Annotated in this window: 10 protein-coding genes; 2 read left to right on the plus strand and 8 right to left on the minus strand. The window is 42.3% G+C overall.

Features of this window, described 5'->3' with window-relative positions; genetic code table 11:
* Positions 1–747 precede the first annotated feature (747 nt).
* The 6 genes from LPH68_RS20455 to alaS form a co-directional block, all read right to left on the minus strand.
* Positions 748–3,018, minus strand: a complete 2,271-nt coding sequence (locus tag LPH68_RS20455) for a GH92 family glycosyl hydrolase (RefSeq protein WP_117683351.1) — start codon at positions 3,016–3,018, stop codon at positions 748–750.
* A gap of 104 nt (positions 3,019–3,122) precedes the next feature.
* Positions 3,123–5,429, minus strand: a complete 2,307-nt coding sequence (locus tag LPH68_RS20460; RefSeq protein WP_087317474.1) for a GH92 family glycosyl hydrolase — start codon at positions 5,427–5,429, stop codon at positions 3,123–3,125.
* 44 nt (positions 5,430–5,473) lie between these two features.
* On the minus strand, positions 5,474–6,481 hold the full coding sequence (locus LPH68_RS20465; RefSeq protein WP_004301377.1) for a FecR family protein: 1,008 nt from the start codon (positions 6,479–6,481) through the stop codon (positions 5,474–5,476).
* A 34-nt stretch (positions 6,482–6,515) separates the two neighbouring features.
* Positions 6,516–7,073 carry an RNA polymerase sigma-70 factor gene (locus LPH68_RS20470; protein ID WP_117683350.1) on the minus strand — a complete coding sequence of 186 codons (558 nt, stop codon included), beginning with the start codon at positions 7,071–7,073 and terminating at the stop codon, positions 6,516–6,518.
* A gap of 27 nt (positions 7,074–7,100) precedes the next feature.
* On the minus strand, positions 7,101–9,338 hold the full coding sequence (locus LPH68_RS20475) for a GH92 family glycosyl hydrolase (protein WP_151923714.1): 2,238 nt from the start codon (positions 9,336–9,338) through the stop codon (positions 7,101–7,103).
* 523 nt (positions 9,339–9,861) lie between these two features.
* Positions 9,862–12,480: an alanine--tRNA ligase gene (alaS, locus tag LPH68_RS20480; RefSeq protein ID WP_151923709.1), complete on the minus strand. Its 2,619-nt coding sequence runs from the start codon at positions 12,478–12,480 to the stop codon at positions 9,862–9,864.
* Between the two features lie 171 nt (positions 12,481–12,651).
* Between alaS and LPH68_RS20485 the strand changes: the two genes are divergently transcribed.
* Both LPH68_RS20485 and LPH68_RS20490 read left to right on the plus strand, forming a co-directional pair.
* The gene (locus tag LPH68_RS20485) at positions 12,652–13,620 is read left to right on the plus strand and encodes a M23 family metallopeptidase (RefSeq protein WP_004315137.1); all 969 of its coding nucleotides are present in this window, start codon (positions 12,652–12,654) and stop codon (positions 13,618–13,620) included.
* A 20-nt stretch (positions 13,621–13,640) separates the two neighbouring features.
* Positions 13,641–13,985 (plus strand): MerR family transcriptional regulator, encoded by a 345-nt coding sequence (locus LPH68_RS20490; RefSeq protein WP_004301384.1) that lies wholly within the window; start codon positions 13,641–13,643, stop codon positions 13,983–13,985.
* Between the two features lie 119 nt (positions 13,986–14,104).
* On the opposite strand, the gene LPH68_RS20495 is transcribed toward LPH68_RS20490, so the two are convergent.
* Both LPH68_RS20495 and LPH68_RS20500 read right to left on the minus strand, forming a co-directional pair.
* Positions 14,105–16,345, minus strand: coding sequence for a bifunctional (p)ppGpp synthetase/guanosine-3',5'-bis(diphosphate) 3'-pyrophosphohydrolase (locus LPH68_RS20495; protein ID WP_015532345.1), 2,241 nt, complete (start codon positions 16,343–16,345; stop codon positions 14,105–14,107).
* A gap of 72 nt (positions 16,346–16,417) precedes the next feature.
* Complete coding sequence (locus LPH68_RS20500; RefSeq protein ID WP_128859630.1) at positions 16,418–17,713, minus strand: lytic transglycosylase domain-containing protein; 1,296 nt, start codon at positions 17,711–17,713, stop codon at positions 16,418–16,420.
* Between the last annotated feature and the right edge of the window lie 10 nt (positions 17,714–17,723).

A 17,723-nucleotide genomic window follows, 5' to 3' on the forward strand; every position in this document is an offset into this window, starting at 1 on the left:
CAATTTTCATGTTAGTTTATGTTTTATAATATCTTATAAAGATAAGGAAAATAATCGACATATACAATAGATAATACACTAATAGTCAATAATATAAAAATAAAATACAAGTTGTAAGATAGTAAAAAATATAATGCGTCGACCCTGTGTAATGGCGATAAGTTTATAGCCCACGTATGTGTGCTGTACAGTCCGCATGTGTGGGCTGCACGGTTTACATACGTGGGCTGTACAGCCTGCACATGTGAACTATAGAAAGACAGCCGCTTCCAATAGATTATTAAGTAGTCAATACAGGTTATCATCCTATAAAGTGTGCATTCTTATGCCTTTAAATGGATACTCTCACCTAATGCTACACTAAATAGATATAATATGGGTGTGATAGATACCCATTTTTTGCAATAAAAATATGATAGATGCATTTTCAAAAAGCTATCTGTCATACTTATTTATTTGGTAATTAGAAGATTATTAAAATGAATGATACTATGATAGATGTTTTTTACACTATGTATTCAAACCTGTATCATTTTACTCATTTCCGTATGGTGTTGAAACTAATTTTTGATATGCTTGCCTTGTTTTGTCGAATAAAAGCAGCGAAAGATAATAAAAGCAATAGCCTGAAAGCAGACTTCTTTGCTTTCAGGCTATTACTTTCAGCCGGAATATTGATGAATAGTTACTTTCTGAAAAATACAGAAAGACTCAAACCAAGATTAGGGCTAAATTATCTCGCAAGGATTATTGTTGCTTAGAGAAAGAATAGGGCATATCTTCTTCTTTAGTTCCTCTATTCTGATTAGGTTGATTGCTCATTTCAACACTGATTGTACCTCCCTTGAGCAAATTTTCGTGGCGGAGATAATTTTTAGTGTAATCAGCACCATTGACATTCATCGAATTGACATAAAAATTCTTCTTACTGTTATTCGGAGCATCAATAACCAAACTATTGCCATTTTCAAAATGGAGTGTAGCTTTCTTGAATAACGGAGCACCTATAATATATTCATCCGTTCCCGGACAAACAGGATAGAAACCTAATGCCGAGAATACATACCAGGCAGAAGTTTGTCCGTTGTCCTCGTCGCCACAATAGCCGTCCGGAGTAGGAGAGTACATACGATCCATTACTTGACGCAACCAGTATTGGGCTTTCCAAGGTTGTCCTGCATAGTCATATAAATAAATCATGTGCTGAATCGGTTGATTGCCATGTGCATAGTTACCCATATTCATCACAGTCATTTCACGGATTTCATGAATCACTTGGCCGTAGTAGCTATCATCAAAAATAGGAGGTACGGCAAAAACAGAATCCATCATGGTGATAAACATCTCTTTTCCACCCATCAAGTCAATCAATCCTTGAGGATCGTGGAATACAGACCAAGTATAGTGCCAGCTATTTCCTTCCGTAAAAGCATCTCCCCATTTCAGCGGAGAGAAAGGAGATTGGAATGTACCATCTTCGTTGCGTCCACGCATTAACTTAGATTCCTTATCGAAAAGATTCTTGTAGTTCATGGCACGTTTTGCGAAAAGATTAATCTCTTTTTTCGGACGTTTAAGTTCCTTTGCCAGTTGGTAGATACACCAGTCATTGTATGCATATTCCAACGTGCGTGCGGCGTTCTCATTGATTTTTACATCGTATGGCACGTAGCCCAGTTTATTGTAATATTCATATCCCAGACGTCCTGTTGATGATACTTGTGGATGTACATTCTCCGTTCCGTGAATCAGCCCTTCATACAATGTTTTTATATCGTCCACTTTCACTCCTTTCATGTAAGCATCCACTAAGACAGAAGCAGAATTGTTACCAACCATACAGCCTCTGTGCCCCGGACTTGCCCATTCCGGGAAGAAACCGCTCTCTTTATATGTATTGATCAGACCTTCCTGCATTTCCTTGTTGACTGACGGATACATCAGATTTAATAACGGGAATAGGCAACGGAAAGTATCCCAAAAGCCTGTGTCGGTATACATATATCCCGGTAATACTTGCCCATTATAAGGACTGTAATGAACAGGTTGTCCGGCAGCATCCAGTTCGTAGAATTTGCGTGGGAAGAGCAATGAACGATATAAACAAGAATAGAATGTGCGATATTGGTCGAGATTGCCTCCTTCTACTTCTATCTTGCCTAACACTTGGTTCCACGCTTCTTTTCCTTTTTTGGCTAGCTGTTCGATATTATCTTTGCCCAACTCTTTCATATTTAAAGCTGCCTGTTCAAAACTGATGAAAGAAGAAGCAATTCTTGCATGTACTTGTTCGTCCTTATGTGTTTGGAAACCAATAATGGCTCCGGCATGATCTGTTGTCTGTTCGGTAACATTTTCCTGCAGATTGCCATTGGCTACCGTAGCTTTATAAGTGAAAGGCTTGTCGAATTCAATAATAAAGTAATTTTTAAAGTTTTCGGGAACTCCACCGCTGTTGCGGGTCGTGTAACCGATAATCTTGTTTTCTTCCGGAATAACCTTAATATACGATCCCTTATCAAAGGCATCCACTACAACATACGAATGATCGTTTTCCGGAAAAGTGAAACGGAAAAGAACGGCACGCTCGGTTGGAGCCATTTCTGTCACTACATCATGCTCTGCAAGATATACTTTATAATAATAAGGAGTGGCAGTTTCTCCTTTGTGGGCAAACCAACTGGCACGCTTCTCTTCATTGAATTCCGGTTTGCCTACTACAGGCATAATAGAGAATTGTCCGTAATCATTAATCCACGGACTGGGTTGATGTGTTTGTTTAAATCCACGAATCTTATTAGCCGTATAAGTGTATTGCCATCCGTCTCCCATCTTTCCTGTTTGTGGAGTCCAGAAATTCATCCCCCACGGACGGGCAATGGCCGGATAAGTATTACCTGTTGATAACTCGAAACTAGATTGAGAACCCATAAGCGGATTGACATACTGCGTCCAGTCTTTGGCTTTTGCAAAGACGATACAACTTAATGCGCATACTAATAGGAGATACTTTTTCATGGTCTTATTTATTATTTATGGCTCAATCGAATCAGAAATCGATTGAGCCAATTTATTTTTCAAGGTTTTGTTTTTTTTATTCAATTTGAACAGCTAGTACCAACTCATTCCTCTTCTTTGGAGGAGAGAGCCGGAGAGAGGACTCCCCATTTCGTAGGATGATCGGTCATCTTGATTTCCATCGTTCCTCCATTCGCAATATCCTGATGGTTAAAGAATGGAATGTTTAGAGCTTTACCGTTCAGCAATACACTTTCAATGTATTTATTCTTTTTTCCATTATTCTTTACTACAATACTGAAAGTCTTTCCTTCAGGCAGATTGATAACTGCTTTGTCGAAGGCAGGACGTCCGATGGAATATACCGGCTTGCCGGGACATACCTGATAGAATCCCATAGAGTTGAGTATATACCAGGCAGACATCTGACCGCAGTCCTCATTGCCCGAAAGACCGTCTATACTGTTGGTATACTGACTTCGGTAAACGCTATCCACCAACTCTTGAGTCCTCCAAGGGTGGTTAACGTAGTTATATAGGTGGATCACATGATGACTTGGTTCGTTTCCATGTGCATATTGCCCGATAAGTCCGCTGATATCTGATGAGGTTGTCTCACCTTCAAGTGATGAATCGGCCGAGAATAAGGAATCGAGTTTTTGGACAAAAGCATCTTCTCCACCCATCAGATTGACTAATCCTTCTACATCATGCGGCACAAACCAAGTCCATTGCCAAGCTGTTCCTTCACAATAATCATCGCTGCGGTGAGTAGATGCACGCGGATTGAATGGAGTACGCCATTCACCTTTTGAGTCCAGTCCACGCATGAAGCGGATTGATTTGTCGAAATAAAATTCGTACGCCTTGGCGAAGCGTTCATACTTTGCTTTGGATTCAAAATCACTCATCGCTTCTGCAAAGATAGAGATACACCAGTCATCATACGCATATTCTAACGCTTTGGCCACTGATTCGTTTTCGCGGTCACAAGGGATATATCCGATGGCATTCTTATAATATTTTGCTTTAGGCATGAGATGAGGCAATACCAAATCCGGACATTTGATGCCGGTAGTGTCATATTCGGCGGCACGCAGGCAGGCTTTATAAGCCTCTTTGGCATCAAAATTGCGATACCCTTTCATGTAGGCATCCACGATGACCGGAACAGCATGATAACCAATCATAGTGCCGGTGTAATTGGAAGCCAAGTCCCACATGGGGTATATTCCACCTTCCTGATGCTTCTTAATTAACGAATTGATAAAGTGATTATTCAGATCAGGATCAATGATAGTCATTAGCGGATGTAGCGCACGGAAAGTATCCCATAAAGAAAAGACAGTGTATATCGGATTAAGGGTGTCTCCTTGATGCACTTCAAGATCCATTCCTAAATAACGTCCGTCTGCATCAGTGAACAGATTTGGACTGATTCCCGTATGATAGAGGGCCGTGTAGAAGATGGCTTTATCTTCTTTATCAGAAGTTGTAATATCAATTTTGGAAAGATATTCATTCCATGCCGTACGTGCGTCTTTACGTACTTTCTCGAAATCCCATCCGGGAATTTCTGATTCAACGTTCTTCCGTGCACCGGCAATATCAACAGCGGACACACCTACTTTAACAAGAACCTGTTCGTCTTTACTGGTGTTGAAATGCAATAATGCTTTGCAGACAGGAAGCCGTTTGCCATTGTCCATGGTGATAGAATCCGTAACGAGCGTATAAGAGAATGGTTTGGAAAATTTAGCGTAGAAGTTGATGTATTGGTCGAAAGCCCAATAAGTTGTTTTCTTATGTCCACAGATTTCCGTATCGCTTATTACTTCTATTTCCATCTCGGAGTTAGTCTGTCGTTGCAGGCTGTAATCCAGGTCGATGATAAATCCGGATTCGGTGTTTTCGGGAAAAGTATAGCGATGGATTGCTCCTCGTTTGGTGGATGAAATTTCAGCTTTCACCTGATAAGTATCAAGAAAGACAGAATAATATCCTGGTTCTGCGATTTCATTCTTATGTGAGAAAGAGGAAGCGTATGCTAGTCGCTGGCTTTGGGGATCGGTTGTACGATATTGTTGCTTACCCACAGTTGGCATGAGCAAGACATCTCCATAGTCGCAACAACCTGTACCGCTGACGTGTGTGTGTGAGAAGCCATTGATGGTAGAGTCGGCATAATAATAACCGGAACAAGCATCCCAACCATCGATCCGGGTGTCCGGACTGGGCTGAATCATCCCGTGGGGAACTACCGCTCCAGGGAAGGTATGACCATGTCCACCGGTACCGATGAAAGGGTTGACGTAAGCACTATAGTCTTTTACATTAGTGGGGGCTGTGCAGGAGCTAAGTGTGAATAAACCTCCTAAACATCCTACTATTAGGAATGTTTTTAATTTCATGGTATTAATAGCTTTTAAGTTTTAGCCGGTTCATCTTTTACTTCTTATTTGGGAGAAATGAAGATATTGTTTCCGACAATTTTATAATCAATAGGTATAGAGTTTTGCAATGATTTTAACACTGACTCGATATTCGATTTCCTTTTCAGTACACCGGAGTAAGTTTTACCCGTCTGAATGTCAGGAGACAGAATGATTTTCACATCATAGAAACGCTCCAGCGCTTTGGTGATGGTGAAGATATCTGCTTTTTGGAATGGAATCAGATTATCGTGCCAAACAGCATCCAACTTGGCATCCACTTGTTTCACGGTCAATCGTCCATTATTTTTGTTCAGTTCCGCACGTTGTCCCGGAGTGAGGATAATCTGCCCCTCTTCCTTATTGCCTTTTACTTCAATCTCACCTTCAATAAGTGTCGCCTCCGCTATCCGGCAACGCTTATCGGATTTTAAATTGAACGTAGTTCCCAATACGCGTACGCGTATTGCATCACTTTGAACGGTGAATGGCTTATGGCGGTTTTTGGTGACCTCAAAATAAGCTTCTCCTTCTAGGTAGACATTGCGTTCCTTTTCGGAGAACTCACGTGGATATTTCAAGGTTGCTGCATTGTTCAGCCAAACCTTGCTGCCATCCGGCAAGACTACTTCCTTAACAATGCCTTCGCTGGCTACTGCAACCATCATTTGTTGATTGTTTCCGTTTTGATAGAACCAATATCCGACTCCACCACCCATGACCAACATCACAGCAATCACTGCGGCATATTTCATCCAGCGATGCATGCTTAGTATTTTGCTCTGTTTACCTTTCTCTTCGTCCAGCTTTTTATAGAGTTGTTTTTCCGCACGAAGTATCCGTTGTTCATCAGTGTACTGGTCGAATTTACCCAAATGATAAATTTCTTCCATACGAAAGAGCTGGCGGGCATTTTCTTCCGATTCCTTCATCCAGGCATTGACCTCGATAAGCTCTTCTTCAGAACACTGTCCTGTCAGATATCTGTTTATTATTTCTTCACTCAGATTACTCATTTTCTTTTCCTTCATATTAGTAATACAATTCAAAACGCAAAAACACTTATTATAATCGCCATAAAAATAAGAAAAGAATCGTCCAAAGAGGATCAAGTCGGCCACGCAAGTATTTTAAAGCCTTATACATATGGGCTTCCACCGTGCGGAGTGAAACTCCGAGAATATCGGCTATTTCCTTGTTTTTCATATCATGCAGATAGCTAAGTTTGAAAACCTCTTTGCATTTGTCAGGGAGTTCATTAATTGCATCATGAATTTCCTTGCGGAGTTCCTTATCTTCGATCCTCCGAATTACTTCGTTGTTGTCCGGTTGATAGAATTCTGCGCGTCTTTGGTTGATTTCTTCCATGGCAACACAATAACCGTCTTCCACACTGCGGTGTTTCAAGACGTTAAGGGCACGGGTGTAAACGGCACGATAGAGAAAGGCCTGGATTTGGTCGCCTATCTCTATGTGGTCTTTCCGCTTCCATAATTCTACAAATACGTCCTGCACTACATCCTCTGCTTCTTCTTCTCCCACCAGACGGGTTGCATAGAAAATCAGGCTGGGATAGTACCGGCGAAATAGTGCTTTATAGGTTATATCGAAGTTTTCGTTCATTCTCTCAATTGGTTGTTCAGGTTTGGCTTATGGGTTATTTTCTTCGAATATGACTCCAATTGCTTTAGGGGTGTTACTCATTTCGAATTCGACAGTTGCTCCACTCATGATTTGCTCGTGAGTAAGATATGTTTTGTCATACGGTTTTCCATCTATTTTGATGGATTGGATATAGATATTTTCTTTGTTCACTTTGGGGGCCAGTACGGTGAAAGTCTTTCCATTCGCCAGATGTAATTGCATCTCCGGGAATAGGGGAGTACCTATCTCGTATTTTCCACTGACGGGATTGACGGGGTAGAATCCCATCGCACTGAATACATACCATGCTGACATCTGTCCGCAATCTTCGTTGCCACAAAGACCGGCTGGTTCGTTCTTGTAGAGCTCGTTCATCACTTTGGCTACATATTCTTGTGTGCGATTTTCGTGTCCTATAGCATTGAACAGATAAATAACATGATGGCTCGGTTCATTGCCATGCGCATATTGTCCTATCATGCCCGTGCTGAAGATAGGTAGTTCGTCATCTGCTGCCGGATGATAGGTGAACATACTGTCCAGTTTTTCGGCAAATCGGTTTTTACCTCCTACAAGGTCGATCAGTCCGTTAATGTCATGCTGTACAGACCAAAAGTATTGCCATCCGTTGCTTTCGCAAATGTGTGGCGTATAGTCATCGGCTTTGAAATCCTTGATAAAGGTGCCTTTGTCGTCACGTGGCTGCATGAAAGAAGTGGCGGGGTTATATACATTCTTGTAGTTTTGAGAACGTTTGTAAAATTCGTCCGCAATGTCTTGTTTGCCCATCTTCTCCGCCATTTCGGCAATGCAATAGTCATCGAAAGCGTATTCCAGTGTTTTGGATAACGACCAGTTTTCTGCGTTGTAGTGGTCTGTTACGTTGTAAGGTATGTATCCTAATTCTTTGTAGAGTCCGATGCCGCGGTAATTATCCAGATTAGCCGTTGCTATGCAAGCATCCAAGGCTTTCTTTGCGTCGAAGTCGCCGATTCCTTTCAGATAGGCGTCTACAATAACAGGAACAGCATGATAACCGATCATCATGTCTGTTTCACCTCCGTAGAAGTTCCACACTGGCAGACGGCCATTCTGTTCGTAGAAGGCGATGAAGGATTTCACCATGTCGTTGACACGCTCGGGTTCGGTATAAGTAAAGAGCGGGTGGGCGGCACGGTATGTATCCCATAGGGAGAAAGTGCTATAATTAACCCAGCCGTCGGCTTGGTGTACTTTCTTATCGGGACCGTAGTAAGCTCCGTCTACATCACTGTAAATAGTTGGAGCAATCATTGAGTGATAGAGAGCAGTGTAGAAGTTCACTTTATCGTTCTCATTATCACCTTTTATTTCAATCTTTCCGAGCTGGCGGTTCCAGTTTGCTTTTGTTTCCGCCAAGTATTTGTCGAAGTTATTTTCGGGGACTTCAGCTTGCAGGTTTTTGGCTGCTCCTTCCATGCTGACACCGGAAACGGCAGTGTTTACTAATATCTGTTCATCCTTTTGGGTATTGAAATCGAAGCGGGCGATAACAGCGGTGCCGATACGTTTATTGTCTTTGATGATGGCAGTTGTGTCCAGTTCCATTTTCTCAAAAGGCTTGGAGAATCGGGTGCGGAAATAGATGTGTTGATCGCGTGCCCAGCCGTCGGAAAAACGGTAACCTTGAATGGTAACGGAGTCTACGACTTCGATATGAGAATCGTTGGTAAAATCCCAGTTCATGGCTTTCTTCAGATTTAAGAAGATAGCAGATTGGGCTTCCGGAAACGTATAACGTTGGATACCACAACGCTCGGTGGCAGTCAGTTCGACGTTGATGTTATAATCAGTCAGGCGTACTTGATAATAACCGGCATGAGCACTTTCATCCTTGTGGGAGAATTTAGAGTGGATGCCAAGTGGAGCTTCCGCTTCTTTGTAGGGAAGAGTGACAGGCATGAAAGAGATGTCATACAAATCTCCCGCTCCAGTGCCGGAAAGATGTGTGTGGCTGAAACCGGCAATCGTACTGTCCGGATAGAAATAACCGGAGATACGGTCCCATCCGGGGAGTCCGTTGTCCGGGCTAAGTTGCACCATGCCGAAAGGAGCTTGGGCACCAGGATAAGTGTTTCCAGTGAAGTCTGTTCCGATAAATGGATTTACATAAGATGTGTAATCTATTTCGTGTTTCTCTTGCGTAGGGGTACAAGAAATGAGCATGCAGGTTAACAGCAGGCATAGATAAGCAGGTGTTCTCATCATTCTTTAGGTATTAGTGATTACTTATTTTATTTATTTGAAGGATAAGAAAAATAATTAATCTGGTCACAAAGGTAGAAAAAAACTGTGACAAGCCTAAATTATAAGCTAATATTTTTAGAAAGAGACAAATAGACTTCTATTTTTTACCGGGTTTGTTGGTTTTTGGGGGAGGGTAGGAAATATCCTTCCCCGATGCTTTTATAGGGGATTCAAAAGGGGATTCAAGCTGAAATTGTTGTTGGTGAATTCACTTCTGTAAAATAGTGACGCTATCCGATGCAAATAGTGACGCTATATGCCTGCGATACCGTCACTATCCTGTGCATATACCGTCACTATTTTTTTCTATATTAATAGGGAGTTTCTTATGTATTTATTCAGACGCGTCTAATTTAAATCTTTACGTAAAAGAGGTTGTCTATAAGTCTCTTTTTAACGATTTCACCCCTATCAGAACAAACTCTGACAGGGGTGATTTCTTTTTTTTCGGGGCTTGTTAGACAGCCTCTTTTATTTATTCTTAGATTCCTGCCAGCTCCAGTACTTTTTCAACTGCTGCCGGTAGTCCATCAGCATTTTTACCTCCTGCAGTAGCGAAGTGAGGTTGGCCACCGCCGCCACCTTGAATCAGTTTTGCAGCTTCTTTTACCAGATTACCAGCTTTCAGACCACCAGCAACCAAATTATCGCTAAGCATTACTGTCAGCATCGGTTTGCCATTGTCTGTACTTCCGGCTACGAAGAACAAGTTTTCTGTGATTTCACCCCGAAGCTGGAAAGCGATATTCTTCACTACTTCTGCCGGTAGTGGGGCACAGAACTTGATTACTTTGATACCGTGGATCTCTTGTACATTTTTCAGTAGTCTTTCCTTCAAAGCTGCTTCTTTCTCTTTCATGAAGTCTTCTACCTGCTTTTTCAATCCTGCATTTTCATCCAGATATTTACGGATTGCAATTCTCAAGTCAGGAGCATTGTTAAAGAGAGCCTTCAAGTCGCTAAGTGTATCTTGTATCGTATCCAGCATTTCTTCCACGCGTGCTCCGGTATAAGCTTCAATACGACGAACGCCGGCAGCAACAGAACTTTCGGAGATGATTTTCACCATACCGATATTTCCGGTTGCAGCTACATGTGTACCACCACAGAACTCGATAGAAGTACCGAATTGGATCACACGAACTCTGTCGCCATACTTTTCACCAAAGAGGGCGATAGCTCCCAATTCCTTAGCTTCCTCGATAGGAATATTGCGATATTCTTTCAATGGGATATTAGAGCGGATTCTTGCATTGACGATATGTTCAACTTTACGGATTTCTTCATCGGTCACTTTCTGGAAGTGAGAGAAGTCGAAACGCAATGAATCCGGTGTAACCAATGAACCTTTCTGTTCGATGTGTTCACCCAATACTTCACGTAAAGCAGCATCCAGCAAGTGGGTCGCCGAGTGATTGGCTGCACAGGCAGCACGTTTGTCGGTATCTACACAAGCCATCATCGGAGCTTCCGGATGTTCGGGTAACTTTTTGGTAATATGTATCGGAAGATTATTCTCTTTCTTTGTGTCGATCACTTCAATCGTCTCGAACTCGCTCACCAATACACCTGTATCACCTACCTGACCACCACTTTCTGCATAGAACGGAGTATAGTCGAGTACAATCTGATACAATGTCTGGTTCTTTTGTTTGATCTGACGGTAACGAAGGATAGAAGCCTCGTATTCAGTGTAATCGTAACCAACGAATTCAGTTGTCCCTTCTTTCAGTACAATCCAGTCACCAGTTTCGATGGCGGCGGCATTACGTGCACGCTGTTTCTGTTGCTGCATTTCTTCATTGAACTCTTCAATGTTGACAGTCATTCCGTTTTCACGGAGAATCAGCTCTGTCAAGTCGAGCGGGAAACCGAATGTATCATATAAAGTAAAGGCATCTTTACCGCTGATTTCAGTTTTTCCATTGGCTTTGGTATCTTCCATTGTCTTATCCAATAAACGGATACCAGTTTCCAAAGTGCGGAGGAATGATTCTTCTTCTTCCTTGATTACTTTTTCAATCAGTGTCTTTTGTGCAACTAGTTCAGGATAAGCCTCTCCCATGTTATCAATCAATACAGGAAGCAACTTATACATAAATGCCTGTTTCTGTCCGAGGAAAGTATATCCGTAACGAACAGCACGGCGAAGGATACGGCGGATCACATAACCTGCCTTTGCATTAGACGGCAACTGGCCATCTGTGATTGAGAATGCAATGGTACGGATATGGTCGGCAATCACACGCATAGCAATATCTTGCTGCTTGTCTTTTCCGTATTCTGTACCCGACATTGCTGCAATAGCTTTCAGCATTGGCTGGAATACGTCTGTGTCGTAGTTGGATGTTTTGCCTTGCAGAGCCATACAAAGACGTTCGAATCCCATACCGGTATCAATAACCTTGGCAGGAAGCGGCTCAAGACTGCCGTCTGCTTTGCGGTTGTATTGCATGAACACGAGGTTCCAGATTTCAATTACCTGCGGGTGATCGTGGTTCACGAGGTCGCGACCGGAGATCTTGGCACGTTCTTCAGCAGGACGGAGGTCGATATGGATTTCGGAACAAGGTCCGCAAGGTCCTGTATCACCCATTTCCCAGAAGTTGTCGTGTTTGTTACCGTTGATGATGTGATCTTTCGGCAAGAACTGTTCCCAATAGGAAGCAGCTTCGTCGTCACGGCTCAATCCTTCTTCAGGACTTCCTTCAAATACGGTTGCATAGAGATGTTCCGGATTCAGTTTCAAGACTTCTACCAGATATTCCCATGCCCAGCTGATCGCTTCTTTCTTGAAGTAATCGCCGAACGACCAGTTACCAAGCATTTCAAACATGGTGTGGTGGTACGTATCGTGTCCTACTTCTTCCAGGTCATTATGCTTTCCGCTTACACGCAAACATTTTTGCGAGTCCGCGACTCTTTGGTATTTCGCCGGATGGTTACCCAAAATAATATCTTTAAACTGGTTCATACCCGCGTTCGTAAACATCAGGGTAGGGTCATCTTTAATCACCATCGGAGCCGAGGGAACGATGTGGTGTCCTTTCGACTCAAAGAAATTCTTGAATGAATCTCTGATCTCTTTTGCAGTCAACATATAATGAAGAATTATGATTTATGAATTATGAATTATGGGCTGTGGGATATGAGAGAGGGGAGGAATCCCCAATAAATCATAAATCACAACTCATAAATTCGTAAAAACTGTGCAAAGATAGCTTGTTTTTATTACTTTTGCCGTATTAACAAGCGAAATATTTCCAAAAAGATGCGCAAAGTATACTACATCTATAATCCACAGACCCAGACTTATGATCGAATTTACCCTACCGTACGGCAGCGTGCGCTTAGTATCCTGCGTCGGCTTTTCTATGGAATGGGGTTGGGAGCAGGTTGCTTTATTGTATTGCTTTTGATTTTTGGTTCTCCGTCAGAGAAGGAATTAAGAATTGAAAACAGCCGTCTTTTGGCGCAGTACAATGTGCTTTCCCGGCGTTTGGACGACGCTATGGGGGTGCTTCAGGATATTCAGCAACGTGACGATAATCTGTATCGGGTGATTTTACAGGCAGATCCTGTTTCTCCGGCTATTCGTCAGGCAGGTTATGGCGGGACGAACCGTTACGAAGAACTGATGGATTTGGCGAATGCCAAGCTGGTGGTGAATACGACTCAAAAGTTGGACGTGCTTTCCAAAAGGCTTTATATTCAGTCGAAATCTTTCGATGATGTGATTGATATGTGTAAGAACCACGATGAGATGCTGAAATGTATTCCGGCCATACAGCCTATTTCTAATAAGGATCTTCGTCAGACAGCATCCGGTTATGGTACACGTATTGACCCTATTTATGGTACGACAAAGTTCCATGCGGGCATGGACTTCTCTGCTCATCCGGGAACGGATGTATATGCTACCGGAAACGGAACAGTGGTGAAAGTGGGATGGGAAACCGGATACGGTAATACTATTGAGATAGATCATGGTTTCGGGTATCTTACTCGGTATGCTCACTTGCAGGGATTTAATACGAAAGTCGGAAAGAAAGTGGTACGTGGTGAGATTATCGGAAAAGTGGGTAGTACAGGAAAAAGTACTGGCCCGCATTTGCATTATGAAGTGTACGTGAAAGGGCAGGTAGTAAATCCGGTCAATTATTATTTCATGGATTTGAGTGCCGAAGATTATGAAAAGATGATTCAATTGGCAGCCAATCATGGTAAAGTATTTGATTAAAATCTTAAAACAGGAGTGTTATGCTTAATACAGACAAAGAATTGAAGCTATATTATTCAATAGGAGAGGTTGCCGATATGTTCGGAGTCAATCCGTCATTGCTCCGTTTTTGGGAAAAGGAATTTCCGCAAATCTCTCCTAAGACAGCGGGAAGAGGAATACGTCAGTACCGCAAAGAAGATGTAGAAACGATCGGACTTATCTACCATTTGGTAAAAGAAAAAGGCATGACACTTCCCGGTGCCCGACAACGTTTGAAGGATAATAAAGAAGCTACGGTTCGTAATTATGAGATTGTAAATAAGCTGAAAGCGATAAAAGAAGAGCTTTTGGCTATTAAACGCGAATTGGATGGACGGGAATAAATGCTAATCGATAATGGATTCGATAGCCAAGAAACCTCATAACAAAATGAACGGTGAACAATTTGCATGATACTGCAACTTATTCACCGTTCATCGTTTTCTTATTTACCGTTTGAAAGCTATTCTTCTACGCGGCTCACCTGTTTGATATTCTGTATTTTCTTCAGATTGTTACAGATGGTTTTCACATCATCCACGTCATGTACCCATAACTGAATTTTTCCTTCAAAGATACCATCTTCGGTTTCGATGGTCAGCTTACGGATATTTACATTGAGCTGTCTGGAGATAACCTGGGTGACTTCATTCAAAAGTCCCATGCTGTCTATACCTTTTATATATATATATACCAGGAAAGATAGTTCTTTGTGTGTATCCCATTCTGTTGCTAATATACGGTTGCCATAACTGCTCTTCAGTTTGGCGGCAACAGGACATTGGCGTTTGTGGATAATGATCCGGTCGTTTTCATCCACATATCCCAATACGTCATCACCGGGAATAGGATGGCAACATTCGGCCATGATATATTTCTTCTGCAAACTTTCTTCTGTCAGCTTGAGCACTTGCTTCGGATTGATCTTTTCTTTTTCTTGCGGCTCTTTTTCTTCCTGCTTCTCTTTATTGTTGCCGAAAGAGAAAGTCAGATATTTCTTCCAGTTACTGGTTTGCTTTTCTTTCAGTTCATTCTTATCCGCTTCTCCCAAGACGATTGCTTTGCTGCCAATGGCGGCCAGCAGTTCTTCTTCATTCTTGGCATTATGCAGTTTGCGCAGCTTCTCAATAACGGTTTCTTCAGGGCGGATTTCCTCTTTTTTCAAAAACTCGTTAAGGATTTCTTCACCTATCTTCTGGTTTGCTTTACGCTCTTTGCGGAGGATGGCTGCTATCTTGGCACGGGCACGGGCAGTGGTTGCAAAAACTTCCCATTGCGGTTGCACACGTTGCGATTTTGAAGTCAGGATCTCAACTTGGTCACCACTTTGCAATTTATGGCTTAACGGAACTAATTTGTGGTTGACTTTGGCACCAATACAATGGCTGCCAATATCCGTATGCAGGGAAAACGCGAAGTCGAGAGCCGTAGAATTCTGCGGCATAGTCTTCAGCTCACCTTTGGGGGTGAATACGAATATTTCAGAAGCAAATAAATTAAGTTTGATGGTATCCAGAAAATCAATGGCATCCGGTTGCGGATCATCCAATATCTCCTTAATGGTTTTCAACCATTTTTCCAACTCTCCTTCATCTTCGCTGCCTCCTCCTTCTTTGTATTTCCAGTGAGCGGCGAAACCTTGTTCGGCAACGTCATTCATTCGTTCACTACGAATCTGGACTTCAATCCATTGTCCGTTATTACCCATCAGGGTGACATGCAATGCCTGATAACCATTTGCTTTAGGATGGCTCACCCAGTCGCGCAGACGGTCCGGATGAGGCTTGTATATCTTGGAGATGGAAACGTAAATGTCGAAACAGTCGTTGAGTTCTTCTTCTATGTTACGTGGCTCGAAGATGATACGGACAGCTAGTAGATCAAATATTTCTTCAAAAGGAACATGCTTGGTCTGCATTTTGTTCCAGATAGAATAGATTGATTTTACGCGGGCAAGTATCCGGTATTTTAATCCCATCTTATCCAACTGTGTACGGATAGGAGCAGTGAAGTCGTTGAAAACTTTGTCGCGTTCGGCAGCTGTGGCATTCAACTTCTCTTCTATTTCCGCATATTCTTCGGGATGTTCATATTTGAAGCTTAGATTCTCAAGCTCTGTTTTTATTTTATAGAGACCCAGGCGGTTGGCGAGTGGCGCATAGATGTAAAGCGTTTCGCCTGCAATCTTATATTGCTTGTTGGGCAACATGGAACCGAGGGTACGCATGTTGTGCAAACGGTCGGCTATCTTGATAAGAATTACCCGGATATCGTTCGACATAGTGAGCAGTAACTTCTTGAAGTTCTCTGCTTGTGCTGAAGCACGGTCACCGAAAATTCCGCCGGATATCTTGGTCAGTCCGTCCACAATTTGGGCAATCTTCGGGCCAAAGATATTTTCAATGTCTTCTACTGTGTAATCAGTGTCTTCTACTACATCATGCAACAAGGCCGCACATATAGAAGTTGAACCCAGGCCGATCTCATTACATACAATACTTGCAACGGCAATCGGGTGCATAATATAAGGTTCGCCCGAACGACGTTTGATACCTTTATGCGCCTGATTGGCGAAGTTGAAAGCCTTCGTAATGATTTCAACCTTTTTGCGATGTTTAGTGTTGAGATAATCATTCAGTAGTTCGTGGAACGCCTGATTGATCATCTCTTCATCACTTATTTCTTTAGGGGGCAGATTATCCATAATTGTTATCCTTTCACTTGCTTAGTTCTGCAAAAATAAGCAAATTTCCGAACGATGCAAGCAGGAAGCTGTTTATTTGTATATTTTCAATCGTTTTCCTGCAGCAATTTTGGTGTTGGACATTCCATTCCACCTTTGTATATCCTTAATTGTGACGCCATACTTTCCGGCGATAGTTGACAAAGTGTCTCCACTTTTTATTGTGTAGTAGGTCAGTTTGCCTTTACCGGCAACAGCTGCTGTCGTTTTGCGGGTTGAGGGGGTAATTTCCTTTACTGCAACGGTTTTCCGGTTGCGGAACAATTCGTCGGCGCGATGTGCATAGATTGTGTCTTGCTTATCTATAAAGGTACTGATAGCATCGATAGGAAGTCTTAAAGTATAAGGCTTGCTGTCACCCGGAATCATTTGCTTCTTATATTGCGGATTCAAGCTCTTTATTTGATCCAAAGGTACATTGCAAAGATCAGCAATCTGTTCGAAGTGCAGGTTCTTGTTCACTTGTACTGTGTCGGTACTTGCCGGGATATTTGTTTCCATCGGACAAATATTATGGTCACAATAGTAAGTCATCACATAATTAGCGGCGATAAAGGCAGGTACGTAACCACGTGTCTCTTTAGGCAGGTAATTATAAATTTTCCAGTAATCCGTTTCGCCATTGGCACGGCGGATTGCCTTGTTGATAGTACCGGGGCCACAGTTATAAGCAGCAATCACAAGATTCCAGTCTCCATAGATATCGTACATTTCTTTGAGATAACGTGCGGCAGCCCAAGTTGCTTTAATCGGGTCGCGTCGTTCATCTACCAGGCTGTTTGATTCCAAGCCATAGATCTTACCTGTACCAATCATAAATTGCCACAGACCGGAAGCGCCTGCGCGTGACACGGCAGAGGGGTTCAGTGCAGATTCGATAATCGGGAGATATCTAAGTTCCAGTGGAAGTCCGTATGCATCCAATGCTTCTTCAAAAATCGGCATATAGAAGTTGCAGGCACTTAACATGAAAGAAACCTGATTGCGCAAGCGTCCTGCATACATATCGATGAATTTGCGGATAATATCATTATAAGGCATTTCCATGATAGCCGGAATGCGTGACAAGCGGTCGATATAGACAGAGTCGCTGAATAAAGGGTTGATTTCAGCTGTACTGCAATCTTTGCCTAAGTCAATATAATTTTTGGCTTTCCAGTCGTTCAACAGACTGTCAAGTGGATATGTCATACTTTTAGGCAGGTCGATGCTTTCTTTGCGTTCAGTTCCATTTTCACGAATCACTACATCTACACTTTGCGCTTTTACCTGCGACGTTGCCACCAGTAAAAGAAAAATAATCGAACAATAGTTAACTAATTTCTTCATGCTTCAATAA

The sequence above is a fragment of the Bacteroides sp. 1_1_30 genome (assembly GCF_020982715.1).
Lineage (GTDB): Bacteria > Bacteroidota > Bacteroidia > Bacteroidales > Bacteroidaceae > Bacteroides > Bacteroides xylanisolvens.

What these genes read in the sequence shown, in the direction of transcription:
- LPH68_RS20455 (WP_117683351.1), bottom strand. Translation starts at nt 3,018, where the DNA reads ATGAAAAAGTATCTCCTATTAGTATGCGCATTAAGTTGTATCGTCTTT.
- LPH68_RS20460 (WP_087317474.1), bottom strand. Translation starts at nt 5,429, where the DNA reads ATGAAATTAAAAACATTCCTAATAGTAGGATGTTTAGGAGGTTTATTC.
- LPH68_RS20465 (WP_004301377.1), bottom strand. Translation starts at nt 6,481, where the DNA reads ATGAAGGAAAAGAAAATGAGTAATCTGAGTGAAGAAATAATAAACAGA.
- LPH68_RS20470 (WP_117683350.1), bottom strand. Translation starts at nt 7,073, where the DNA reads ATGAACGAAAACTTCGATATAACCTATAAAGCACTATTTCGCCGGTAC.
- LPH68_RS20475 (WP_151923714.1), bottom strand. Translation starts at nt 9,338, where the DNA reads ATGAGAACACCTGCTTATCTATGCCTGCTGTTAACCTGCATGCTCATT.
- alaS (WP_151923709.1), bottom strand. Translation starts at nt 12,480, where the DNA reads ATGTTGACTGCAAAAGAGATCAGAGATTCATTCAAGAATTTCTTTGAG.
- LPH68_RS20485 (WP_004315137.1), top strand. Translation starts at nt 12,652, where the DNA reads ATGCGCAAAGTATACTACATCTATAATCCACAGACCCAGACTTATGAT.
- LPH68_RS20490 (WP_004301384.1), top strand. Translation starts at nt 13,641, where the DNA reads ATGCTTAATACAGACAAAGAATTGAAGCTATATTATTCAATAGGAGAG.
- LPH68_RS20495 (WP_015532345.1), bottom strand. Translation starts at nt 16,345, where the DNA reads ATGGATAATCTGCCCCCTAAAGAAATAAGTGATGAAGAGATGATCAAT.
- LPH68_RS20500 (WP_128859630.1), bottom strand. Translation starts at nt 17,713, where the DNA reads ATGAAGAAATTAGTTAACTATTGTTCGATTATTTTTCTTTTACTGGTG.